The following is a 22,177-nucleotide window of genomic DNA, read 5'->3' on the forward strand; positions in this document are numbered from 1 at the left end:
GGCCCGGCCTGCTTGGGCGCACCCGGCCGGTAGCGTTGGGCCCACCATGAGCGACACACCTGACGAGCTGCCCGCGGGCTGGCCCACGACCGAGGCGGAAGCGACCGCCGTCCAGGACGAGTTGCGGGGCCGGGTGGTGCGGGACGAACCGGGCCCCTCCCCCGACGCCGCCCTGATCGCCGTCGGCGTGGACGTGGCCTACGACGACGAGCGGGACCTCGTCGCGGCGGCGGCCGTCGCGCTCGACAGCGGCACCCTGGCGGTCGTGGCCGAGGCCACGGCGGTCGGCCGCATCGCCTTCCCGTACGTCCCCGGGCTGCTCGCCTTCCGGGAGATCCCCACCGTCCTGGCCGCGCTGGAGCGGCTGCCGGTCACGCCCGGCCTGGTGGTCTGCGACGGCTACGGGCTCGCGCACCCGCGCCGGTTCGGTCTGGCGAGCCACCTCGGCGTCCTGACGGGCCTGCCGACGATCGGCGTCGCCAAGAATCCCTTCACCTTCCGCCACGCCGAGCCGGGACCGTCGCGCGGTGACACCTCGCCGCTGCTGGACGGCGAGGAGGAGGTCGGCCGCGCGGTGCGCACGCGGGCCGGTGTGAAGCCGGTCTTCGTGTCGGTCGGCCACCGGGTGAGCCTCGACCACGCCTGCGGGTTCACCCTGCGGCTGGCGCGTGACTTCCGGCTACCGGAGACGACGCGGGCGGCGGACGCGCTGTGCCGTACGGCTCTGCGCGCGGCGGCCGCGGGTCTGTAGGCCCCGCGGGGAGGCTCAGTCCCCCGGGGACGAGCCCGAACGCATCGCGGGCCGCCGGTCGCACGCGGTGAAGCCGGCCCGGCCGGGGGCCGGGGCCGCCCGCCACAGCCGCGACGGGGTCGCGCCGGAAGGCCCGTGGCCCGGCCCTCCCGGGACGGGACCGCGCGCGGCGGGCAGGGAGGCCGGGCCCGACGGCGCGCGGTCCGCGCCGCGCGCCGTCAGCGTGATCACGCCGCTCGCGGCCACCGCACCGGCCACGGCGGCCAGCACACCGCCGGCCAGGCCGTAGCGGAAGCCCTCGCCGAGCACCGCTATCCCTATGGCGGCGGCCACCACGGGGTTGACGACGGTGAGCGTGGCGAGCGGGGCGGCGAGACCGGCGCCGCGGTAGGAGGTCTGGGAGAGCAGCAGTCCGGCCGAGGCGAAGACCACGACGCCGGCCAGGACCAGCGGCAGGGAGCCGGTCTCGTGCGAGGTCCAGTCCTCGGCGGCGGCCTTGGTGAAGACGGAGCCCAGGCCGAAGGCGACACCGGCCGCGGAGGCCAGCACCACGCCGCGCGGGGCCGGGCGGTGCACCCAGCGCGCGACGATCATGAGGACGACGACGGCGCCGAGCCCCGCGGCGGCGAGCACGGGTCTCGCGCCGCTGTCGAGGAACTCGGTGCGCGGTGACCCCGTCAGCATCAGCAGGGCGACCAGCCCTCCGGTGGCGAGCAGCGCGCCGCGCCAGCCGACGGCGCCGACGGGTCTGCGGGCGAACACGGCGGCCATCGGCAGGGCGAAGACGATCGTGAGCGCGCCCAGCGGCTGCACCAGGCTGAGCGGGCCGTAGGCCAGGGCCAGCACGTGCAGCCCGGCGCCCACCCCGGTCAGCCCCACGGCACCCCACCAGCTCGGGTGGCGCAGCGGACCGCAGGCACCACCGGCACTGGTGGTGGCGACACGCTCCTGCACGATGGCGGCGCCCGCGTAGCAGAGGGCGGACACCAGACACAGCAGCACCGACATCACCAGCGAGCTCACGTCACCCCTCGCCGGTCCGTCCCGAAGCCCTTCATACCTCCACCATGCCCCGGCGGGCCCAAGACGTCGTCGTACCTGAGAACGGACTGTCGGGTACTACAGATGGAGTACGGGTCCACAGGCGCACGTAGGGGCCACCCCGAGACGTCCCCGAATGCCGTTCCCCATTCGCCGGGGAGTAGGCGCGCGGAATGGCACGTGGAATCCGGGGCAGCCCAGGGAATTCCGCGCGGGCGCCGGAACCCCCGGTTACGGAGCTATGGATTCCCTATCTCCGGGCGGGAGTGCGGCCCGTGTCTGTGGCGTCGGCCGGCGGGAGGTCCCGCACGACGGGGGTGCGGCTCGCCTCGCTGCCGCGCCCGCTCCGGCACACCTTGCGGGCCCAGGGCAGGCCCATTCCGCCGGATACGGCCTTCGCCGTCCGGTATGACTCGCCCGTCACCGCCCCCGGCGGGCCCGGCGCCCTCCGCTGACGTACGGGTGCCGTGGCATCGGCCCCGGGCCGCCGCACGCACCGGAACGACGCCGGGCGCGCGTTCACCGAGCGCGGGACCCGCGGCGTGGGCACCCCACCGCTACGCACACGGGTGGCCGACTGCCGCCGCCTGGCGTACGTCCTCGTACGACCCGACGGCCACGCCTCCTGGCGCGGGCCGCGATCGCCACCGGCTCCCGGAGCGTCGGCGGACACCGCGCGGAGCGGGAAACGGTGAGGAATTTTACGACCCGCGACTACACCCCCGAGGGCCGCGTCTTCCGCGCAATTCATCGGCCCGGACAGAGCGCCGACACCTTCCGTGCGAGAAGGAGCCGCGCGCGGCGGGAAGGGGAGGATTCCAGGGCCCTGAGGAATTCCTCCAGGGCGGGCCCGGCGGGGCTCGTGGACGACTCGCGAGGAAATGACGTCCGGTGCGCGCGATATGACATCGACTCCGCCAAATAAAAGGGCAGTTCAGGATAGCCGCGACGCAACGTACGGCGCCACCGGTTTATCGCGGCCGTGGCACCTTTCACCCGACGGCGTCCACCGACCCGGAACGGTCCGCCGGATCGCCTCGAATGGGGAGGGAGCACGACAACTGGAGGGCGCGCACCGCGATGTCCGGCTTGATCACGGAGGGCCGCACTCCCCCTGCGCGTCCACCCGGGAGAACGCCGCCGGACCGGCTCCCCACACCCCCACGCGGCGGGAATTTCACATTCCGCGGTCCGCGCAGTTTACCGTGTCCGGCGCCACTTCGGATTCAACTCCCTTACTCCTGAAAGCAGTTGACGGACACATTGCCGTCAGCAAGTATCGGTTCCGCCGATGGTCGGCGATCCCCTGTTCACCCAACCGGCACTCACAGCGAGGACATCGGATGTCCACCATCGAGTTATCGCGCGGCCCCGTCGAATACACGGTGTTCGGCGGCGATCCCGGAGCGGCGCCGCTGGTTCTCCTTCATGAAGGACTCGGCTGTATCGCCATGTGGCGGCGCTTTCCCGCACGTCTGGCGGCTGCCACCGGGCGGCGCGCCCTGGTCTTCTCCCGTCATGGTTACGGCAGTTCGGGGCCCGCCCGGTTGCCGAGGCCGCCCCGTTATATGCACGAGGAGGCGCTCGACGTCCTGCCCGAGCTCCTCGACCGGCTCGGCCTGCACCGGCCCGTGCTCGTCGGCCACAGCGACGGGGCCTCGATCGCGCTGCTGCACGCGGCCGCGCACCCCGTCGAAGCGGCCGTGGTGATGGCCCCGCACCTCTTCGTCGAGGACCGCACGCTGCGCGGCATCGAAGCGGCGCGCGCCTCCTTCGCAGCCGGTCCGCTGGCCCGTGAGCTGGCCTTCTACCACCAGGACCCGGGCGCCGTCTTCCACGGCTGGAGCCAGGTGTGGCTCTCGCCGGGGTTCCGCGACTGGGACATCACACCCGGCCTCGCCGGGGTCACCGCCCCCGTCCTGCTCGTCCAGGGCGACCGCGACCGCTACGGCACCATGGCCCACCTCGACGCGGCGGAGCGCGCCGTGACCGGTCCCGTACGCCGCCTGGAGCTGGCCGGCTGCGGCCACACCCCGCACCTGGAACGGACCGACGACGTGATCGAAGCCGTCCGCACCTTCCTCGCCGATCCCCTGGCCGAGCCCCTTCCCCTGGCCGAGCCCCCCACCGATTCCCGTGCCGATTCCCTCTCCGACCCCGCGCCGCGCCAGGAGACACACCCATGAGCGACACCGCCGACATCCGCCTGGACGCCCTGCTCGCCGCCTCCGCCCACCGCCACCCCGGCCGACCGGCCCTGACCGCCGAAGGACACACCTGGACGTACGCCGAACTTGACCGCACTGTCGATGAGTTGGCGCGGCAGCTGGCCGCGGCCGGGGTCGCGCCCGGCGACCGGGTGGGCGTGTACGCCCCCAAGGGGACGGCGGCGGTCCTCGGTATCTACGCGGGCCTGCGTGCCGGGGCGGTCGTCGCCCCGCTCGACGTGGCGGACCCGCCCGTACGGACCGCGCACATGGTGCGCGGCGCGGGGATCTCCGTCCTGCTCACCTCCGGCCGGGCGCTGGCGGGTGCCCGCAAGGCCGCGGCGGAGGCCGCCTCGCCGGGGCCGGGGCCGGACCCGCAGGCGGAGGGCCCGCTGGAGCACGGCCTCCACTGGCTCCGCACCCTGCCCGAAGCGGACCGGCCCGCGCCGCTGCCCGCCCCGGCCGACCGCGGCGGCTATGTGCTCTTCACCTCCGGAAGCACCGGCCGCCCCAAGGGCGTCCTGCTCTCCCACGCCAACGTCGCCCACTTCGCCCTCTGGGCCGCGGACGAGCTCGGTCTGACCGAGACGGACCGGGTCGGCTCGCAGGCCGCGCTCACCTTCGACCTCACGACCTTCGACCTGTTCAGCACGGCCGCCGCCGGGGCCTGCGCCGTGCTGATGCCCGACATGCTGCGGGCCTTCCCGCGCGACGTCGTCGGCTGGCTCACGGAGCAGCGGATCACCGCCTTCTACGCGGTGCCCTCGCTCTATCAGGGCATGCTCGAACAGGGCGGTCTCGCCGAGCGGTTCCCCGCCTCGCTGCGCGTCGCGGCCTTCGCGGGCGAACCCTTCCCGCCGCGCCCCCTTCAGCGCTGCCTCGGCCTCCTGGGCGACATCCCCCTCTACAACCTCTACGGACCCACCGAGACCAATGTGTGCACCTACAGCAGGGTGCCCGCCGGCTGGACCGCCGAGGAGGAGATCACCATCGGCCGGGCCGTGGAGGGCGACACCGTCGACGTCCTCGACGAGAACGGCCGGCCCACGGACGGCCAGGGCGAGATCTTCGTCGCCGGGGCCACCGTCTTCCAGGGCTATCTCCAGGACGGGACGCTGACCGACCCCACGCGCACCGTCGTCTTCCGCGACGGTGTCCCCCGCCGCGCGTACGCCACCGGTGACCTCGGCCGGATCACCGACGACGGCCGGGTCTTCCTGCGCGGCCGCGGCGACTCGCAGGTCAAACGGCGCGGCCACCGCATCGACCTGCTCGACGTCGAGAGCGCCGTGCTCGGCCTGCCGCGGGTCACCGCGGCCGCGGTCGTCGCCAAGGACGGCGCGCACCACGGCGAGATCTGGGCGTACGCCGAGGCCACCGCGACCGCCGAGGACATCCTCGCGGGGCTGCGCGGCGTCCTGCCCCTGCGCATGCTGCCCGACCGGGTCGTCACCACCGGCTCGCTGCCTGTCAACGCCCGCGGCAAGGTCGACCGCCGCGCGCTCTCCGCTGCCACCGCCACCGCCGACGCCACCGACTGAACCTCCCGCCGAAGGAGCCCGACCGTGCACACCGTGGAAGACCTCTGCGCCCTGATCAGCAGCAAGATCACCTGGGGTCGGGGAGAGGAGCCCCAGCGGCTCCTGCCCGACACCCCGCTGCTCGAACTGGGCCTGCTCGACTCGCTCACCATCATGCAGATCGTCACCGCCCTCGACGCCGAGGCCGGTCTCACCCTGCCGGACACCGAGATCGTCGCGGCCAACTTCCGCAGCCCCGCGGCCCTGTGGGCCGTCCTCGCGAACACCGGGGCGGGGGCCGCGCGATGACCGCGACCGACCGCCTGCTGCGCACCGGCCCCACCGCGACCGAGGCCGTGGTGAGCACTTACCGCGACCGGGCCCGGCCCCTGGCCGAGCAGCTGGCCGGCAAGAGTTTCCGCGACCAGTGGGAGGCGCTGGCCGGGCTCGGGGTGCTGCGGCTGGACCCGCCGGAGCCCGAAACGGAGCCGGCGGAGCCCGGCCCCGTCACCCGGTCCCTGGCCATGATCGAGGGCATCGGCCTGGCGGGCGTCGACCCGGGGGTCGTCTACGCCCTGGCGTCCCAGGTCTTCGGCATGCAGTACCCCCTGCGCGCGGTGCTCCCCGAGGAGGAGTGGCGCTCGCTCGCCCGCCTCCAGGACGGGCGGGTCCTGCTGTGCCACGCGCTGACCGAGCGCAGGGGCGGCAGCGATCCGCTGTCGATGGACACCCGGGCCCGCCGTGCGGACGGCGGCTATGTGCTGAACGGCGCCAAGACCTTCATCACGGCGGCCCCGGTGGCCGATCTGGCCCTGGTCTTCGCCCGCACCGAGGAGAACCGGTCGCCGTTCGCCCTGACCGCCTTCCTCTTCCCCGTCGACACCCCGGGGGTGACCCGCGCCGACGCGTTCGCCAAGACCGCGCTGCCGGGTGTGCCCATGGGGGAGCTGGCCCTCGACGGCGTACGCCTGACCGCGGGCCACCGGATCGGCGCGGAGGGCTCCGGCCTCGCCATCCTCTCCTCCACCACCACCTGGGAGCGGGCCCTGCTGCTCGGCTACGCCCTCGGCCCGATGCGGCTCACGCTCCAGCGGATCACCACCTGGGCGTCCGAGCGCGATCACTTCGGACGCAGGATGGGCGCCAGCCACCAAGTGGCCGCCCGCGTCAGCGACATGGCGCTCGCCCTGCACCGCTCCCGCACCCTGCTGTACGGCATGGCGGCACGGCTCGACGCGGGCACGCCCACCCGCAGGCTGTCCGCCGAGGCGGCGCTCACCAAGATCTCCGTGTCGGAGGACTACGTCCGGCTGACGGGCCACGCCACCGCGCTCTCCGGCGTACGGGCCTTCATCGCCGACTCCGAACTCCCCGCGGACCTGCACAGCCCCATGGCGGCCCTCACCTATGCCGGTCCGAACGACCTGCTGCGCGTGGGCGTCGCCCGGGAGTTCGGCCTTCCCGTAGAGAACTGATTCCCGAAAGGCCCCTCATGGCCCTGTCCGTACCTTCCGCACCCTCCACACCCACCGAGCCCCTGCCCACCGACCTCGAAGAACTCCTCCAACTCGCCGAGAAGACGGGCGCGGCCCTCGCGCCGCTGGCCGCCGACGTGGACGCCGGCCGCTCCGACGGACACGAGACGTACCGCATCCTCAAGGACGCGGGCCTGCTGGGGCTGCTCGTGCCGCGGGAGGCGGGCGGCGCCGGGCTCGGCTTCGCCGGGTACTCCCGCGTGCTGGCCGTGCTGGGCGCCCACAACGGCGCCGCCGCCCTCGGCTTCAACATGCACAACGTCGCCATCGGGTCGCTGTGCGAGTCGGCCACCCTGCCGCTGCCGCCCGCCGCGGAGGCCTTCCGTTCCTGGCTCTACGGCGAGGTGGTGGGCGGCCGGAAGATCTTCGCGTCCGCCACCTCCGAGGCCGGCAGCGGCGCCAAGCTGCGCGGGGTGCGCACCACCCACCGCCCCTCCGCCGACGGCCGGGGCTACATCCTGACCGGGGAGAAGTCGTTCGTCTCGCTGGCGGGCGTGGCGGACTACTACGTGGTCGCGGCCCGCGCCGAGGGGACGGAGGGCAGCGGCGAGGTCTCGCACTTCGTGGTGGCCGCCGACGACCCGGGCGTCCGCTTCGGCGAGGTGCACAGCCTGTCCGCGATGTACGGCACCAGCACCGCGAGCATGGTCCTCGACGCCGTTCCGGTGCCGCGCTCCCGGCTCTTCCTCGGGGTCGAGGGCATGTCGATGTACAAGCTGGTGCGCGAGCCGCACTGGATGATCTCCGGCTACACCGGCGCGTATCTGGGCATCGCCGAGGCTGTCCTGCGCTTCACCACCGACCACGTCGCCGCCTCGCCCCGCCGTGCCGGCTCCCCGGTGCTGCGACGGGAGCTCGGCCGGATGGCCGCGCGGCTCGGCGCGGCGCGGGCGCTGGTCCACGAGGCGGGCGCGCGGATCGACGGCGCGCGGGGCACGGTGGAGGCCAACGCCGCGGTGCACGCCGCGAAGTACATCGTCGGCGAGGTGGGCCCGGCGCTCGCCCAGGACGCCGTCCGCATCTGCGGGTCGGCGGCGCTCAGCCGCTCGCAGCCGCTGGAACGGCTGCTGCGGGAGGCGTCGTTCGCCTCCGTCATGCCCGCCAAACCGGAGGAGTGCCTGGAGTACCTCGGCAAGGCGGCCCTCGGCGTCAACCTCCACGACGCGACGGCCTTCGACTGGTGAGCGCCGTCGGCCCGCACGGGCAGGCCGCCACCGGAGGCGCGCCCGCCACCGCTGTGCCCGTCGTCACGTATGTGCTGTTCGTGGTGATGGCGGGCGGCACCGTTCCCACACCCGTCTACGCGCTGTACGCGCAGCGCCTGCACCTGTCCCCGCCGGTCGTGGCCCTGGTCTTCGCCGCGTACGCGGGCGGCATCCTGGTCTCCCTGCTGCTGTTCGGGGGACTGTCGGACCAGATCGGGCGGCGGGCCACGCTCGCCCCGGCGCTGCTGGTGGCCGCGGTCAGCTGCGTCGTCTTCATCGTCTTCCCGACGCTCCCCGGGCTGTTCGCCGGGCGCGTGCTGTCCGGCGTCTCGGTGGGGCTGACCACGGGCGCGGCCACGGCCTATCTGGCGGAGCTGCACCCGGACCGGCCCCGGGCGGCGCTGATCGCGTCGGTCACCAACATGGCCGGTCTGGGCAGCGGTTCCCTGCTGTCGGGGCTGCTGGTGGAGTACGCCCCCTCCCCCACCGCCCTGCCGTACGCGGTCCTGGCCGCCCTGCTGCTGCCGGGGTTCGCCCTGGCGGGGCTGCCGGAGGCCGTCGCGCCGCGCGGCGGCGGGATCCGGCCGCAGCGGCTCGGCGTACCCGCGGCCGCGCGGCGGAGCTTCGCCGCGGCGGCGGTCGCGGTGTTCGCCTCCTTCGCCCTGCTGGGGCTGCTGGCCTCGCTGGCGGGGAACTTCCTGGTCCAGGGGCTGCACAACCACAGTCATCTGGCGGTCGGGCTGGTGGCGTTCAGCGCCTTCGGCTCGGCGGGCGCGGCCCAGCTGTTCGCGGTGCGGCTGCCGCCGCGCACCGGTCTGAGCGTGGGCATGATCGGCGTGCCGCTCGGGCTCGCGCTGATCGTGGCGGGGCTTTCCGCCGCGTCGCTGCCGCTCTTCCTGTGCGGTTCGGTGCTCGGGGGCGCGGGCGCGGGCACGTCCTTCAAGTCCGGCCTGGCGCTGGTGGCGTCGCAGGCGCCGCCCGGCCGGGTCTCGGAGCTGGTCTCCAGCTATTTCGTGGCCGCGTATCTGGGCCTGACGCTGCCGGTCGTGGGGGTGGCCGTGCTGCTGTCGCACGGCACGCTGATGACGGCGGCGGGCATTTTCGCCGGAGTGGTGACGGTGCTGTGCGTGGCGAGCGTCACGGTCACGGCGGCGGCCGCGCCCCGGGCGGCACACCGGGCGGCACACCCGGCAGAACACCCGACGAGGACGTCATGACCAACGAATCCGGGAGGACCCCGCCATGACACCCGCATCCGGCAGGAGCGGTGCCGTCGACGACGGCACGGCCACGCTCACCGCCCTGGATCCCGACGGCTTCCGCGCGCTGATGGCCTCCCATCCCAGCGGGGTGGCCGTGGTGACCACGCGGGACGGGCTCGGCAAGCCGTACGGCTTCGCGTGCACCGCCTGGTGCGGCGTCTCCCTCGCCCCGCCGCTGCTCCTGGTCTGCGCCTCCGGCACCGGCAGCACGCTCCCGGTGCTGGAGGCGCACGGCTGGTTCGCCGTGAACCTGCTGCACGGGGCGGGGCGGCGCGCGGCGGAGGCGTTCGCCACCAGGGACGCGGGCCGCTTCGAGAAGGTCCCCTGGCACCTGTCCCCGGGGCTGCGGCTCCCGGTCCTCGCGCAGGACGCGCACACCTGGGCGGAGTGCCGGGTGACGCGTCTCACGCGGGCGGGTGACCACACCGTCGTGCTGGGCGAGGTCGTCCGTACGGGCACGGCGCCGGAGCCGCGCCCGGCGCCGTTGCTGTACGGCATGCGCAGGTACGCCACATGGCCCGTGACTTGACCGCGCGGGGGCTGCCGCGGGGGCAGCCCCCGCGGGGACCGGAGAGCGGGACGCGTCAGGCGTGCGCTTCTGCCGCCACCGGCTTGGGGATCAGGAAGGAGGTGGCGATGGCCACGGCCAGGATGACCACACCGGCGATCATGCCGGAGGTGTAGCCGGTGGACGACGCCGCGTCCGAGGGGGCGACCGCGGTCTTGACCGCGTACAGCAGGGCGAAGCTGAGACCGGCGCCGAGGTTGAAGGCGCCCGCGTTGAGCCCGGGCAGGAAGCCCGGGTTCTCGCTCGGGGACAGCACGATGCCGAGCCCGTTGAGAACGATGTTCGCCACGCCCGCGTAGGTGATGCCCACGAGCACCGAGGCCACCAGCAGCAGCACGCGGGAGTGCGCGGGCATGGTGAGGATCATCAGGACGACCGAGGCGACCGACCCGACGAGCCCGATGCGCAGGATCCGCCCGTAGCCGAAGGTGGCGGCGAGCCGGCCCGCGACCGGGCCCATGGCCAGTCCGGCCAGCGCGTAGGGCGTGAGGGTCCACCAGGCGGACTGCTCGGCGCTCATGCCGAGGCCCGCCTGGGCGTCCTGCGCGAACGCGGGGATCAGGCCGTTCATGACGGCGAACACGCCCGTCATGGTGAGCACGGTGGTCAGCAGGGTCGCCCAGGTCGAGCGCTGGCGCAGGTGCCGGGTGGCGACGAGCGGGTGGGTGCTGCGGTCCTCGTTCCGCCAGAACAGCGCGAAGGCGACGGCGGAGACGACGACGAGGCCGCCGACGAGCGTCCAGTTCGCGGCGCCGAGCTTGCCCGCCTCGTTGAGCGCGATCAGCAGCGAGCCGACGGAGACGACCAGCAGGCCGACGCCCGGCCAGTCCATCCGGTCGGCGGCCGGGACCTTGGACTCGCGGGTCAGGGTCGCGACGAGCGCGGTGGCGACGACCGCCACGACGGCCATCGCCCAGAAGACGGACCCGAAGCCGTGGTTGTCGGCGAGATAGCCGCCCGCGAGGGAGTCGACACCGGCGATGCCGCCGTTGACCGCGGTGATCACACCGAGGAGGGTGCCGTACTTCTTGGGCTCGGTCACCTCCTGCCGCAGCATGATCAGGCACAGCGGGACGACCGGGCCGGAGGCGCCCTGGACGACGCGGCCGACGAAGAGCATGGGCACGCTGGTCGCCAGCGCGGCCACGACGCATCCGACGGCCATCAGCGCCAGCATCCCGGCCAGCACCTTGCGACGGCCGAGGACGTCACCGAGGCGCGGCAGGAACAGCGAGAAGAGCGCGGCCGAGGTGAAGAACGCGGTCTGGGTGAGACCGATCTCGGCGGAGCTGGCGCCGAGGCTGTCCTCGATGCTCTTCAGCGCGGGGCTGAGCATGCTCGCGTTGAGCTGGAAGGCGATGCAGGCCGTCAGGAGAGCGGTGACGAGCACGCCCACCCGGACGGGCCGGTGGCCGGTCAGGTCGGACCGGTCACCCTGGATGCGGTCGGTAAGGGAAACGTTCATGCCTCGTGGATCTCTGGGAACGCAGCGGCGGCTGCTGCCGGAGAGGCCAAAGGTACCGGCTCCGGTCAAAAGGGCTATTTCTCTGGGCTGCTGGTCACGCACCCATCACGCCGGTGCGCACCGCCTCCCAAACACAGAAAAACCCCAGCAGATGCTGGGGTTCTCGCTGGTGTCCGAGGGGGGACTTGAACCCCCACGCCCGATAAAGGGCACTAGCACCTCAAGCTAGCGCGTCTGCCATTCCGCCACCCGGACCAGGTGTTTGTCTCTGCGGGGTGTTCCCCGCGGCGACATGGACAACAATACCAAGGTTTCGGAGTGCCTTTCACCTGGGTATCAATGCTGGCCATAAGCTCCATTTATGAGCAATGCGGGGCAAACCAGGACAGCGAGCGGTGTCACGCGGCGCAGGCCGCGGCCGCTGTCGCCGTTGCGGGAGCATCTGCGGGACACGTTCTGGTTCGCCCCGGCCGTGGGGCTGGCGGGAGCCGCGGTGACGGCGGCGGTGGCGCTGGAGCTCGACTGGCTGCTGATCGAGAGCCTCCAGCGGGACGGCGACTACGACACCGTCTCCTCCCTGATCGACCTCGCCGACGACACGAAGTCGATCATCACCACCGTGGGGTCCGCGATGCTGACCTTCATCGGTGTGGTGTTCTCCATCAGCCTGGTGGCGCTCCAGATGGCCAGCGGGCAGTTCTCGCCGCGCGTGGTGCGGCTCTACGTCCGTAGCCGGATCACCAAGTGCACGTTCGCGGTCTTCCTCGCGACGTTCCTGTTCGCCCTGCTGGTGCAGGCGTCCTACCAGGGGGACACCGATCCCCGGACGGTGCGGACGGTGCCGTTCATCTCCAGCATCGCCTGTGTGGCGATGGTCATGGTGAGCCTGGTGCTGTTCGTCGCCTATGTGAACTCCACGATCCGGCTGATGCGGGTCAGCCACGTCATCGACCGCATCGCCTGGGAGTCCTTCCGCGTGCTGGACAAGCACGGCCCGGCGGGCGGCGAGGCACCCGAGCTGGGCCCCGCCTCGGCCGAGATCGCGCACCGCGGGCGCGCGGGGGTGCTGCGGGACGTGAACATCGCGCGCCTGGTGCGGGTGGCCCGGCGGTACGGGGTCGTGCTGCGGCTCATCCCGCGCATCGGGGACTTCGTGGTGCCGGGCACGCCGGTGCTCGCCGTGCACGGCGGTACGGTGCCGCCGCCGCGGGCGCTGCGCTACACCGTGTCGGTGGGCGTGGAGCGGACCTTCCACCAGGACCTGGGGTTCGGGCTGCGGCAGCTGTCCGACATCGCGCAGCGCGCCCTGTCCCCCGCCGTGAACGACCCGACGACGGCCGTGCAGTGCCTGGACCGGATCGTGCAGATCCTGGCCACCGTCGCCGGCCGCCCCCTGGGTACCCTGCGCCACATCGACCGCAAGGGCACGGTGCGGCTGGTCCAGGACCTGCCCGGCTGGACGGACCTCGTCGACCTGGGCTTCGCGGAGATCCGCGGCTGCGCGACGACGGCTCCGCAGGTGACCCGGCGCTTGATGGCCGCCCTCGACGACCTGTCGGCTCTGGCCCCCGAGGAACGGCGCGCGCCTTTGCGGCGGCATCGCGTGCTTTTGGGGAGGGCGGTGGAGAGGGGGGTGCCGGAGGCGGCGGACCGGGCTTTCGCCCTGCGGCCGGACCGGCAGGGGATCGGGTGAGGGGGTCGGCCTCGCCTGCGGCGGGCTTTGTTCCCCTACCCCGCCCCTTCCCGAAACTGGGGCTTCGCCCCAGACCCCTGACCGCGCTCCGCGCGGTGTCCTCAAACGCCGGACGGGCTGAATTTCACGGAACGTGGGTTCGCAGCCTGCGGGCCGCAGGAATGGGGACCACGGTCCGCACAATCAGCCCGTCCGGCGTCGCAGGCTCCGGACTACGCTCCGCGCAACCAGCCCGTCCGGCGTTTGAGGACGCTCCCCCAGACTTCGTCCGGGGGGACCCCCAGCAGGGCGCTCTCCGCCGCAGGCGGCAATGGACCCGCGCATCGGGGTCTGGGGCAGCGCCCCAGCTTCGGGAAGGGGCGGGGTAGGGGAACAAAGCCCGCCGCAAGCGGCACCGCACCCGCACGCCACACAGCAGAGACCGCCAGAGAGAATGAGGCGTCCACCGCCACCACCAGCACCGGGACTGATCGCCATGGGACGGGTCACCGCACGACGCCGCGTCATCCGCATCCGGGACGGAGCCGTCGGCACCCGCCCCGACACCCTGGTGGCCGAGGAGCCGATGGAGATCCGGCTGAACGGCAAGCCGCTCGCGATCACCATGCGCACCCCCGGCGACGACTTCGCGCTCGCGGCCGGGTTCCTGGTCAGCGAGGGCGTGCTGGGCACGGCCGAGGAGCTGGCCAACATCGTCTACTGCGCCGGGGCCACCGACGACGGAGCGAACACGTACAACGTGGTCGACGTGCGGCTCGCGCCCGGCGTCCCGCTGCCCGACATCGCGCTGGAGCGCAACGTCTACACCACGTCGTCGTGCGGCCTGTGCGGCAAGGCGAGCCTGGACGCCGTACGGACGACCACGCGGCATCCGGTCTCCGACGGCCCGTCACCCATGCGGCTGGAACCGGAACTTCTCGCCGTCCTGCCCGACCGGCTGCGCGCGGCGCAGCAGGTCTTCGACCGGACCGGCGGCCTGCACGGCGCGGCGCTGTTCTCCGCGGACGGCGAACTACTCGACGTGCGCGAGGACGTGGGCCGGCACAACGCCGTCGACAAGATCGTCGGCCGGGCGCTCCAGCAGGGGCTGCTGCCGCTGTCGGGCACGGTGCTGCTGGTGTCGGGGCGTGCCTCGTTCGAGCTGGCGCAGAAGGCGGTCATGGCGGGGATACCGGTGCTCGCGGCGGTGTCGGCGCCTTCGTCGCTCGCGGTGGACCTCGCCGTGGAGACCGGGCTGACGCTGATCGGCTTCCTGCGGGGTTCGTCGATGAACGTGTACGCGGGTGAGCAGCGGGTGGTGCTGGACTGACGCCCGCTCTCAGTCCTGCACCTGGGCTACGCGGGTCAGGAGGGCCAGGAACTGCTCGCGTTCGGCGGGTGAGAGGACGGCGAGGAGCGTCTCGTTGGCCTCCTCACCGAGGATCGCGAGGCGGGCCCGGAGCCGGTGGCCCTCGGGGGTGAGGGAGATCGCGTTCTTGCGGCGGTCGGCGGGGTCGGGGGTGCGGGTGATCAGCTCGGCGGCCTGGAGGTCGTTGAGGATGCCGACCATGTCCTTGGGGTCGAAGCCCGTGGTGCGGCCGAGCTCCGCCTGGGCGACCGGGCCGAGGTCGGCGACGGCGGACAGCACGGCGTGGTGCGGCATGCGCATCCCCTCGCGGGCGAACGCCTCGCCGACGAGGCGGCGGCCGCGCGCGGAGGCGCGGTTGAGCAGCCAGCTGGGGAGGGTGCGGATCCGGTTGAGCGTGGGCTCGTTCTCTGCCATGGCGGGAGCCTATCGAAGAAAACGTTGGGCCTCCCAATAAAACTGGGATACGTTGGGGCCACCAACGAAACCTGTGAGGTGCCCATGCGTCGTATCCGCTATCACGAGAACGGCGGCCCCGAGGTCCTGCGCGTCGAGACCACGGACGTCCCCCGCCCCGGCCCCGGCGAACTCCTGCTGCGCACCGAGGCCGTCGGCGTCACCCTCCCCGTCGTACGCAAGGTGCGCGAGGGCGGCATGCCGCTGCCCGCGAGCCTGGGCGGCGAGGTCGCCGGGGAGATCGTCGCCCTCGGCCCGGAGGTGACCGGCTTCGCCGTCGGTGACCGCGTCACCGGCCTGTGCTTCGCGGACGGCTACGCCGACCACTCCCTCCTGCACTCCTCCATGGCCTCGCCCGTGCCCGCCTCCGCGAGCGCCACGGACGCCGTCGCACTCGTGCGCTGCGGCCTGGTCGCCCTCGGCGCCCACGAGGCCGCCCGCCCGGCCGAGGGCGAGTCGGTGCTGGTGACGGCCGCGGCGAGCGGCGTCGGCCACCTGGCCGTACAGCTCGCCAAGGCGCGCGGCGCGAAGCGGGTGGTGGGCGCGGTGAGTTCGGCCGCGAAGGCCGACTTCGTCCGGTCGCTGGGCGCGGACGAGGTCGTGACGTACGACGCGCTCGCCGATGCCGCACCGGTCGACATCGTCCTGGACGCGGTCGGCGGCGAGCTCCTCTCCCCGGCGCTCGCGGCGCTCGCGCCCGGCGGGCGGCTGGTGGCGTACAGCTCGGGCGGCGGCACGATCCAGGCGTACGACCTCCTGGTCGGCGCGAAATCCGCGATCGGCTTCCAGATGGCCCTCGTCGCCCGGCACCGGCCCGCGCTGATGGAGCAGTGGCGCCAGGAGCTGTGGGAACTCTTCGCCTCCGGCCGGCTGCGCCCCCGCGTCCACGCCGAACTCCCGCTGGAGGAAGCCGCCGAGGCGCACCGGATCATCGAGTCGCGCGTCAATCTCGGCAAGGTGGTGCTGCGCCCCGTGTGAGCTCATTGGCGCAATCCGCCTTGTGGGACCACGGCTCGCCCCGTACGTTCGGGCTGGCCGGGCAGAGGCGGAAGCGCTGCCCGGTTCCCGCGTGTCACGACAGCTCCCGCAGTGCCTCGACGCGAAAGGGCCGGGCCATGGCGCCGCTCTCCCGCACAGGTCACCGACACACCGTCACCTCCCTCTCCCCCGGCCCCCGTCGCGCCGCCGCGCGCTCGGCGGCGGCCGCGCTGTCCGCCGCGCTGCTCACCCTCGCGCTCCAGCCCGTACGGGCCGGGGCGACCGGAGCGGACGGGTTCGAGGAGCGCGTGCTGTTCAAGGCCGGGCAGGAGGCGGACGAGGACGACAGCGGGGACGAGCCCTACGCCTGCTTCCGCATCCCCGCGCTCGTGACCACGGTCCGCGGCACCCTGCTCGCCTTCGCCGAGGGCCGAAGACACAACTGCGGCGACGCCACCGACATCGACCTCGTCCTCAAGCGCTCCACCGACGGCGGCCGCACCTGGGGGCCGCTGCGGGTCGTCGACGAGGGGCACGGCGACACCCACGGCAACCCGGCACCCGTCGTCGACCGGCGCACCGGCCGGATCGTGATCACCACGACCTACAACGCGGGCCGCCCGGACGCGGGCAACTGCGACGTGCCCTGCGACCGCACCCCGCACGCGCAGTACAGCGACGACGACGGCTCGACCTGGTCGCCGCCGCGCGACATCACCCGGCAGATCCGGCCGCGCGGCTGGAACTCGTGGTACGCCACCGGCCCCGGCCACGGCATCCAGCTCACCCACGGGCCGCACCGCGGCCGCCTGGTCGTCGGGGTCAACGCCCAGAGCCACGACGGCACCCGGGACACCGCCGCCCACGCCGCGCTCGCCCTCAGCGACGACGGGGGCGCGCACTGGCGGCTGGGCGCCGTGGACACCCACCGCATCGCGCCCGACGGCACGTACGACCAGATGCCGTCCGAACTCACCCTCGCCGAGCGGAGCGACGGCGCGATCCACGTCAACGGCCGTGAGCAGGGCGGCACCGACCTCGGCAACCGCGACGTCGCGGTCAGCCGCGACGGAGGGGGCACCTTCGAGCACCCCTTCAGCGCGCTGCCCGACCTCTACGCCCCCATGGTGCAGGGGTCCGTCGTGCCGCTGCGCGACGGCCGCTGGCTGCTGTCCACGCCCGCGGACCCCGACCGCCGCCGCGCGATGACCGTCCGGTCCTCCTACGACCAGGGGCGCACGTGGGAGAGCGCCGAACGCGGCAGGCGCGTCACCGCCGACTGGTCCGGCTATTCCGACCTGACCGTCATCTCCCCCGGGACGGCCGGCCTGCTCTACGAGGCGGGCAAGGCCGACGCGAAGGACGAGATCCGCTTCGCCCGCTTCACCGAGGACTGGCTGGGCCCGCGCCGAGGCCCCGACCCGACGACCCCGGACCGGGCCCCGGGCGCGCCGGGCGCGTACGTCCTCGGCGGGGCACGGCCGGTCGAGGGCCGCTTCGGTGGAGCGCTGTCGTTCGACGGCACGGACGACGCGGTGCGACTGCCCTACCGTCCCGAACTTCCGCTCGACACCCGGGACTTCACGGCCGTGCTGTGGTTCAGGCAATCCGCTGCCGCGCGCGGCGAGCAGCCGCTGCTGTGGATGGGCGGGGTCGGAGGCGCTCCCCAGGTCTCCCTGCGCAGCGACGCCCAGGGCGTCAGCGGCTCCCTCACCGCCGTGACCGGCCCGGGCCCTGCCCGGTCGGCGACGGCGCGGTCGTCCGGCGCGTACCGCGACGGACGCTGGCACTTCGCCGCGCTGCGGCGGGCGCGTGGACGGCTCACGCTCACGGTGGACGGGGCGTCGGCGTCGGCGCCGGCCGCTGCCGGGTCGGTGAGCCGCACGTCGACGTTCGGTGTGCATGTGGGGCAGCGGCCGGACGGGCGGGGGTATTTCCGGGGTTCGCTCGATGAAGTGCGGGTGTACGGGCGGGGGTTGTCGGATCGCGAGCTTTCCCGGTTGGGCGGGGGGAATGGCGGGGTGGGGGCTTGGGGGCTCTTGGTGTGGCTGCCGCTGGATGGGCGGGCGGGCCGCCGCTGATTTCGCGAGCCCCGGGGCTCGCCTACGCCGGGGCTCGCGCCCCGGGCCCCCGGCTGCGGGTCCGTTGCGCCTGCGGCGCTCACACCCGCGCCGTCGACTCCCGCACCACCGGCCCAGCCACCCCGTTCCCCCGCGCATACCTCTTGGCAAGCACCGCACACACCATCAACTGCATCTGATGAAAAAGCATCAACGGCAGCACAGCCAAACTCGCCTGCCCCCCAAAAAGCACACCAGCCATAGGCAAACCCCCCGCCAAGCTCTTCTTCGAGCCGCAGAAGACGATCGCGATGCGGTCCTCGCGGCTGAAGCCGAGGCGGCGGGAGCCGTACGTGGTGAGGGTGAGCATGATCGCCAGGAGTACCGCTTCCACACCGACCAGGGCCAGCAGGCGTACGGGAGTGACCTGGTGCCAGATGCCGCGGACGACGCCTTCGCTGAACGCCGCGTAGACGACGAGCAGGATCGAGCCCCGGTCGACGTAGCCCATGACCTTCTTGTGGCGGACGAGGAAGCCGCTCACCCAGCGGCGCAGCAGCTGGCCCGCGAGGAAGGGGATCAGGAGCTGGGTGACGATCGACAGGAGGGAGTGGGCGGAGAAGCCGCCGCCGCTGTTGCCCAGGAGCAGGGCGGCGAGGAGCGGGGTGAGGACGATGCCGACGATGCTGGAGAAGGAGCCCGCGCAGACCGCCGCCGCCACGTTGCCGCGCGCGATGGAGGTGAAGGCGATGGACGACTGGATGGTCGAGGGGACGAGGCACAGGAAGAGCAGCCCTGAATGGAGCTGCGGGGTCAGGACGTAGGGGACGAGGCCGCGGGCAGCCAGGCCGAGCAGGGGGAAGAGCACGAACGTGCAGGCCAGGACGGTGAGGTGCAGCCGCCAGTGGCGCATGCCGTCCATCGCCTCGCGGGTGGAGAGCCGGGCGCCGTAGAGGAAGAACAGGAGCGCCATCGCCGCCGTGGCCGTGCCGCCGGCCACCGGTGCGGCGGCGCCGCGGGCGGGGAGCAGGGCGGCGAGGAGGACCGTGCCGAGCAGGGCGGCTATGTAGGGGTCCACGGGGACGCGGGAGAGGAAGGCAGGGCGTCGCATGCCTCTCAGCCTGCCTCTGACCTGCGGTATCGGGAACCCCGTTCACCGCACTGACTGTTATCACGTACAGCGATAACCTGGTGGGGTGTTCGATCCCGTGCAGCTGCGTACGTTCCTGGCCGTCGCCCAGACCCTGAGCTTCACGCAGGCCGCGCGGCGGCTGGGGCTGCGGCAGTCGACGGTGAGCCAGCAGGTGCGCAGGCTGGAGGCGGCGGCCGGGCGGCAGCTGTTCGCCCGGGACACCCACGGCGTGGAGCTGACCGAGGACGGCGAGGCGATGCTCGGCTTCGCCCGCACGATCCTGGAGGCGAACGAGCGCGCCGCGGGCTGGTTCGCGGGCACCCGGCTGCGGGGGCGGCTGCGGTTCGGGGCGTCCGAGGACTTCGTGCTGACCCGGCTGCCCGAGATCCTGGAGGGCTTCCGCAACGACCATCCGGACGTCGACCTGGAGCTGACCGTCGACCTCTCGGGGACGCTGCACCAGCAGCTGGAGGCCGGGCGTTTCGACCTGGTGCTGGTCAAGCGGCATCCCGACGAGCCGCACGGGCGGCTGGTCTGGCGGGACCGGCTGGTGTGGATCGGCAGCGAGCGGCTGCGCCTGGACGCGCACCGGCCGCTGCCCCTGGTCGTCTTCCCCCCGCCCGCGGTGACCCGGGCCCGCGCCCTGGAGGTGCTGGAGCGGCACGGCCGCGCCTGGCGGGTGACCTGCACCAGCGGCAGCCTCAACGGCCTGGTGGCGGCGGCCCGCGCGGGGCTGGGCGTCATGGCCCACACCCAGGGCATGATCCCGCCGGGCCTGGTGCGGATCCCGGCCCGCGCGGGCCTGCCGGAGCTGGGCGGGATCGACGTGGTGCTCCTGCACGGCCCGCTTTCCTCCGCGCGGGGCCCGGCGGAGGCGCTGGCCTCGGCGATCCTGGCCTCCGGCGACCGCCTCCAGACCGCGGGGCCGACCGGGGCCCCGGGCTGAACCCCGCCTCCCGCGGTGGACGACAAGCGCAGACCACGTGGGGATTCCGTGCCGGGACCGCGCAAGGACGTGCGGAAAAGGGTTCGGGACCCACCCTGATCGGGTACGGTCACGGCGCTGCACGGAGCGTCACGAGAACAAGCAGGAGCTGGCCAGTTGCGCGAGTTCACCGTCCCACCGCTGGTGACGGCGCCCCACGTCGGAGGACTGGCGGACGTCGTCTTCGACCGCGCGGCCGAGCACCCGGAAGAGGTCGCGCTCGCCCGCAAGGGCCCGGACGGCCGGTGGCGGGACGTGAGTGCCGCGACGTTCCGCGACGAGGTGCTGGCCCTGGCGAAGGGCCTGCTCGCGGAGGGGATCCGGTTCGGCGACCGGGTCGCCGTGATGTCCCGTACGCGCTATGAGTGGACGCTCTTCGACTTCGCCCTGTGGACGGTCGGCGCGCAGTCCGTGCCGCTCTATCCCACGTCCTCGCCCGAGCAGGTCGGCTGGATCCTGCGCGACGCGGGCGTCACCGCCTGCGTCGTCGAGCACGAGGACCACGCGATGACCGTCGGCTCCGTCGTCGACGGGCTGCCGCGCCTGACGCGGCTGTGGCAGCTGGACGCGGGCGCCGTGGAGGCGCTGACCGCCGCGGGCGAGCGGATCGGGGACGAGGTCGTGCACCGGCACCGGCTGGCGCTGACCGCCTCGACCCCGGCGACCGTCGTCTACACCTCCGGCACGACCGGCCGCCCCAAGGGCTGTGTGCTGACCCACGCCAACTTCATGGCGGAGGCCGACAATGTCGTCGAGCGCTACGCGGGCGTCTTCCGCTCCCGGCCGGGCGAGACGGCCGCCACCTTGCTCTTCCTTCCGCTGGCGCATGTCTTCGGGCGGATGGTGCAGGTCGCGGCGGTGCGGGGCGGGGTCAAGCTGGGCCACCAGCCCGAGCTGACGGCGGCGGCGCTGCTGCCGGACCTGCGGGCCTTCCAGCCGACGTTCGTGCTCGCCGTGCCGTACGTCTTCGAGAAGATCCTCGCGGCGGCCCGCCGCGCGGCGCAGTCCGAGGGGCGGGGCGCCGCCTTCGACAAGGCCGTCGAGGTCGCGGTGCGGTACGCGGGGGCGCTGGAGGAGCGGGCCTTCGGCACCGGTCCGGGCCCGGGCGCCGCACTGCGCGTGCGGCACCAGGTCTTCGACCGGCTCGTCTACGCCCGGGTGCGCGCGGCCCTGGGGGGCCGGGTGCGGTACGCCATGTCGGGCGGCTCGGCGATGGACCGCGAGCTCGGGCTGTTCTTCGCGGGCGCGGGCGTCAGCGTCCTGGAGGGGTACGGCCTGACGGAGACCACCGGCGCGGCGACCGCCAACCCGCCGGAGCGGACCCGCTTCGGGACGGTGGGGCAGCCCGTGCCGGGCACGACCGTGCGCATCGCGGAGGACGGCGAGATCTGGCTGCGCGGCGGGCAGGTCTTCTCCGGCTACCTCGGCGACGGGCGGGACACGGACGCGGTGCTGCGCGACGGCTGGTTCGCCACCGGGGATCTGGGCGCGCTCGACGCGGACGGCTATCTGACCATCACCGGCCGGAAGAAGGAGATCCTGGTGACCTCGGGCGGCAAGAGCGTCTCGCCGCTGCCGCTGGAGGAGCGGGTGCGGTCGCACCCGCTGATCGCGCACTGCGTCGTGGTCGGGAACGACCGGCCGTACGTGGCCGCGCTGGTCACCCTCGACCTGGAGGCGGTCGGTCACTGGCTGCGGCTGCGCGGCAAGCCGTGGCGGGAGCCGGCCGAGCTGGTGCGGGACCCGGAGCTGGAGGCCGAGGTGCGACGGGCGGTGGTGGCGGCCAACACCCAGGTGTCCCAGGCGGAGTCGATACGCGCGTTCCGGATACTGACCGCCCAGTTCACCGAGGAGCACGGCCTGCTGACGCCCTCGCTGAAGCTCAGGCGCCGGGCCGTCGAGAGGGCCTACGCCCGGGAGGTGGAGGCGCTCTACCAGGGGTGACGTGCGACGGTACGGGTGAACCGGGAATGC

Annotated in this window: 18 protein-coding genes and 1 tRNA gene; 14 read left to right on the top strand and 5 right to left on the bottom strand. The window is 73.5% G+C overall.

Features of this window, described 5'->3' with window-relative positions:
- Positions 1 to 46: 46 nt before the first annotated feature.
- A complete protein-coding gene (locus ACFY1P_RS09800; protein ID WP_390750342.1) occupies positions 47 to 751 on the top strand; it encodes an endonuclease V in 705 nt (234 codons plus the stop codon).
- 15 nt (positions 752 to 766) lie between these two features.
- On the opposite strand, the gene ACFY1P_RS09805 is transcribed toward ACFY1P_RS09800, so the two are convergent.
- Positions 767 to 1,774 carry a DMT family transporter gene (locus tag ACFY1P_RS09805; RefSeq protein ID WP_390750343.1) on the bottom strand — a complete coding sequence of 336 codons (1,008 nt, stop codon included), beginning with the start codon at positions 1,772 to 1,774 and terminating at the stop codon, positions 767 to 769.
- A gap of 1,361 nt (positions 1,775 to 3,135) precedes the next feature.
- Between ACFY1P_RS09805 and ACFY1P_RS09810 the strand changes: the two genes are divergently transcribed.
- The 7 genes from ACFY1P_RS09810 to ACFY1P_RS09840 are packed head-to-tail and all read left to right on the top strand — an operon-like array spanning position 3,136 to position 10,050.
- A complete protein-coding gene (locus ACFY1P_RS09810; protein ID WP_390750344.1) occupies positions 3,136 to 3,978 on the top strand; it encodes an alpha/beta fold hydrolase in 843 nt (280 codons plus the stop codon).
- Entirely contained in the window at positions 3,975 to 5,540 is a 1,566-nt protein-coding gene (locus tag ACFY1P_RS09815; protein WP_390750345.1) for an amino acid adenylation domain-containing protein, read from the top strand. The genes ACFY1P_RS09810 and ACFY1P_RS09815 overlap by 4 nt, the downstream gene beginning before the upstream one ends.
- A gap of 24 nt (positions 5,541 to 5,564) precedes the next feature.
- Entirely contained in the window at positions 5,565 to 5,828 is a 264-nt protein-coding gene (locus ACFY1P_RS09820) for a phosphopantetheine-binding protein (protein ID WP_361534119.1), read from the top strand.
- Positions 5,825 to 6,994 carry an acyl-CoA dehydrogenase gene (locus ACFY1P_RS09825; RefSeq protein WP_361534122.1) on the top strand — a complete coding sequence of 390 codons (1,170 nt, stop codon included), beginning with the start codon at positions 5,825 to 5,827 and terminating at the stop codon, positions 6,992 to 6,994. The genes ACFY1P_RS09820 and ACFY1P_RS09825 overlap by 4 nt, the downstream gene beginning before the upstream one ends.
- A gap of 17 nt (positions 6,995 to 7,011) precedes the next feature.
- Positions 7,012 to 8,238, top strand: a complete 1,227-nt coding sequence (locus ACFY1P_RS09830) for an acyl-CoA dehydrogenase family protein (protein WP_390750346.1) — start codon at positions 7,012 to 7,014, stop codon at positions 8,236 to 8,238.
- A complete protein-coding gene (locus tag ACFY1P_RS09835; protein ID WP_390750347.1) occupies positions 8,235 to 9,476 on the top strand; it encodes an MFS transporter in 1,242 nt (413 codons plus the stop codon). The genes ACFY1P_RS09830 and ACFY1P_RS09835 overlap by 4 nt, the downstream gene beginning before the upstream one ends.
- A gap of 25 nt (positions 9,477 to 9,501) precedes the next feature.
- On the top strand, positions 9,502 to 10,050 hold the full coding sequence (locus ACFY1P_RS09840) for a flavin reductase family protein (RefSeq protein WP_361533366.1): 549 nt from the start codon (positions 9,502 to 9,504) through the stop codon (positions 10,048 to 10,050).
- Positions 10,051 to 10,105: 55 nt separating this feature from the next.
- Here ACFY1P_RS09840 and ACFY1P_RS09845 read toward each other — a convergent pair whose 3' ends face one another.
- Together ACFY1P_RS09845 and ACFY1P_RS09850 are read right to left on the bottom strand one after the other, a co-directional pair.
- A complete protein-coding gene (locus tag ACFY1P_RS09845) occupies positions 10,106 to 11,554 on the bottom strand; it encodes an MFS transporter (protein ID WP_361533369.1) in 1,449 nt (482 codons plus the stop codon).
- A gap of 167 nt (positions 11,555 to 11,721) precedes the next feature.
- Positions 11,722 to 11,809 (bottom strand) — tRNA-Leu (locus ACFY1P_RS09850).
- 106 nt (positions 11,810 to 11,915) lie between these two features.
- Here ACFY1P_RS09850 and ACFY1P_RS09855 point away from each other — a divergent pair.
- Positions 11,916 to 13,247 (top strand): DUF2254 domain-containing protein, encoded by a 1,332-nt coding sequence (locus tag ACFY1P_RS09855; protein ID WP_361533372.1) that lies wholly within the window; start codon positions 11,916 to 11,918, stop codon positions 13,245 to 13,247.
- A gap of 475 nt (positions 13,248 to 13,722) precedes the next feature.
- The gene (gene fdhD / locus ACFY1P_RS09860) at positions 13,723 to 14,556 is read left to right on the top strand and encodes a formate dehydrogenase accessory sulfurtransferase FdhD (RefSeq protein ID WP_390750348.1); all 834 of its coding nucleotides are present in this window, start codon (positions 13,723 to 13,725) and stop codon (positions 14,554 to 14,556) included.
- A gap of 9 nt (positions 14,557 to 14,565) precedes the next feature.
- Here the strand turns inward: fdhD and ACFY1P_RS09865 are convergent, their stop codons facing one another.
- Positions 14,566 to 15,009, bottom strand: coding sequence for a MarR family winged helix-turn-helix transcriptional regulator (locus ACFY1P_RS09865; RefSeq protein WP_390750349.1), 444 nt, complete (start codon positions 15,007 to 15,009; stop codon positions 14,566 to 14,568).
- 84 nt (positions 15,010 to 15,093) lie between these two features.
- On the opposite strand from ACFY1P_RS09865, the gene ACFY1P_RS09870 reads away from it, so the two are divergent.
- A complete protein-coding gene (locus ACFY1P_RS09870) occupies positions 15,094 to 16,026 on the top strand; it encodes a zinc-binding alcohol dehydrogenase family protein (protein ID WP_390750350.1) in 933 nt (310 codons plus the stop codon).
- Positions 16,027 to 16,163: 137 nt separating this feature from the next.
- Complete coding sequence (locus ACFY1P_RS09875) at positions 16,164 to 18,107, top strand: exo-alpha-sialidase (protein WP_390750351.1); 1,944 nt, start codon at positions 16,164 to 16,166, stop codon at positions 18,105 to 18,107.
- Positions 18,108 to 18,186: 79 nt separating this feature from the next.
- On the opposite strand, the gene ACFY1P_RS09880 is transcribed toward ACFY1P_RS09875, so the two are convergent.
- Positions 18,187 to 19,197, bottom strand: coding sequence for a bile acid:sodium symporter family protein (locus tag ACFY1P_RS09880; RefSeq protein ID WP_390750352.1), 1,011 nt, complete (start codon positions 19,195 to 19,197; stop codon positions 18,187 to 18,189).
- An 85-nt stretch (positions 19,198 to 19,282) separates the two neighbouring features.
- Here ACFY1P_RS09880 and ACFY1P_RS09885 point away from each other — a divergent pair, with 85 nt between their 5' ends.
- Both ACFY1P_RS09885 and ACFY1P_RS09890 read left to right on the top strand, forming a co-directional pair.
- Entirely contained in the window at positions 19,283 to 20,164 is an 882-nt protein-coding gene (locus ACFY1P_RS09885) for a LysR family transcriptional regulator (protein ID WP_390750353.1), read from the top strand.
- A 156-nt stretch (positions 20,165 to 20,320) separates the two neighbouring features.
- Positions 20,321 to 22,147 carry an AMP-dependent synthetase/ligase gene (locus ACFY1P_RS09890; RefSeq protein WP_390750354.1) on the top strand — a complete coding sequence of 609 codons (1,827 nt, stop codon included), beginning with the start codon at positions 20,321 to 20,323 and terminating at the stop codon, positions 22,145 to 22,147.
- Positions 22,148 to 22,177: the final 30 nt, after the last annotated feature.

The sequence above is a fragment of the Streptomyces sp. NPDC001407 genome, from assembly GCF_042895325.1.
GTDB lineage: Bacteria > Actinomycetota > Actinomycetes > Streptomycetales > Streptomycetaceae > Streptomyces.

What these genes read in the sequence shown, in the direction of transcription:
- ACFY1P_RS09800 (WP_390750342.1), top strand. Translation starts at nt 47, where the DNA reads ATGAGCGACACACCTGACGAGCTGCCCGCGGGCTGGCCCACGACCGAG.
- ACFY1P_RS09810 (WP_390750344.1), top strand. Translation starts at nt 3,136, where the DNA reads ATGTCCACCATCGAGTTATCGCGCGGCCCCGTCGAATACACGGTGTTC.
- ACFY1P_RS09815 (WP_390750345.1), top strand. Translation starts at nt 3,975, where the DNA reads ATGAGCGACACCGCCGACATCCGCCTGGACGCCCTGCTCGCCGCCTCC.
- ACFY1P_RS09825 (WP_361534122.1), top strand. Translation starts at nt 5,825, where the DNA reads ATGACCGCGACCGACCGCCTGCTGCGCACCGGCCCCACCGCGACCGAG.
- ACFY1P_RS09830 (WP_390750346.1), top strand. Translation starts at nt 7,012, where the DNA reads ATGGCCCTGTCCGTACCTTCCGCACCCTCCACACCCACCGAGCCCCTG.
- ACFY1P_RS09840 (WP_361533366.1), top strand. Translation starts at nt 9,502, where the DNA reads ATGACACCCGCATCCGGCAGGAGCGGTGCCGTCGACGACGGCACGGCC.
- ACFY1P_RS09845 (WP_361533369.1), bottom strand. Translation starts at nt 11,554, where the DNA reads ATGAACGTTTCCCTTACCGACCGCATCCAGGGTGACCGGTCCGACCTG.
- ACFY1P_RS09855 (WP_361533372.1), top strand. Translation starts at nt 11,916, where the DNA reads ATGAGCAATGCGGGGCAAACCAGGACAGCGAGCGGTGTCACGCGGCGC.
- fdhD (WP_390750348.1), top strand. Translation starts at nt 13,723, where the DNA reads ATGGGACGGGTCACCGCACGACGCCGCGTCATCCGCATCCGGGACGGA.
- ACFY1P_RS09865 (WP_390750349.1), bottom strand. Translation starts at nt 15,009, where the DNA reads ATGGCAGAGAACGAGCCCACGCTCAACCGGATCCGCACCCTCCCCAGC.
- ACFY1P_RS09870 (WP_390750350.1), top strand. Translation starts at nt 15,094, where the DNA reads ATGCGTCGTATCCGCTATCACGAGAACGGCGGCCCCGAGGTCCTGCGC.
- ACFY1P_RS09875 (WP_390750351.1), top strand. Translation starts at nt 16,164, where the DNA reads ATGGCGCCGCTCTCCCGCACAGGTCACCGACACACCGTCACCTCCCTC.
- ACFY1P_RS09880 (WP_390750352.1), bottom strand. Translation starts at nt 19,197, where the DNA reads ATGCGACGCCCTGCCTTCCTCTCCCGCGTCCCCGTGGACCCCTACATA.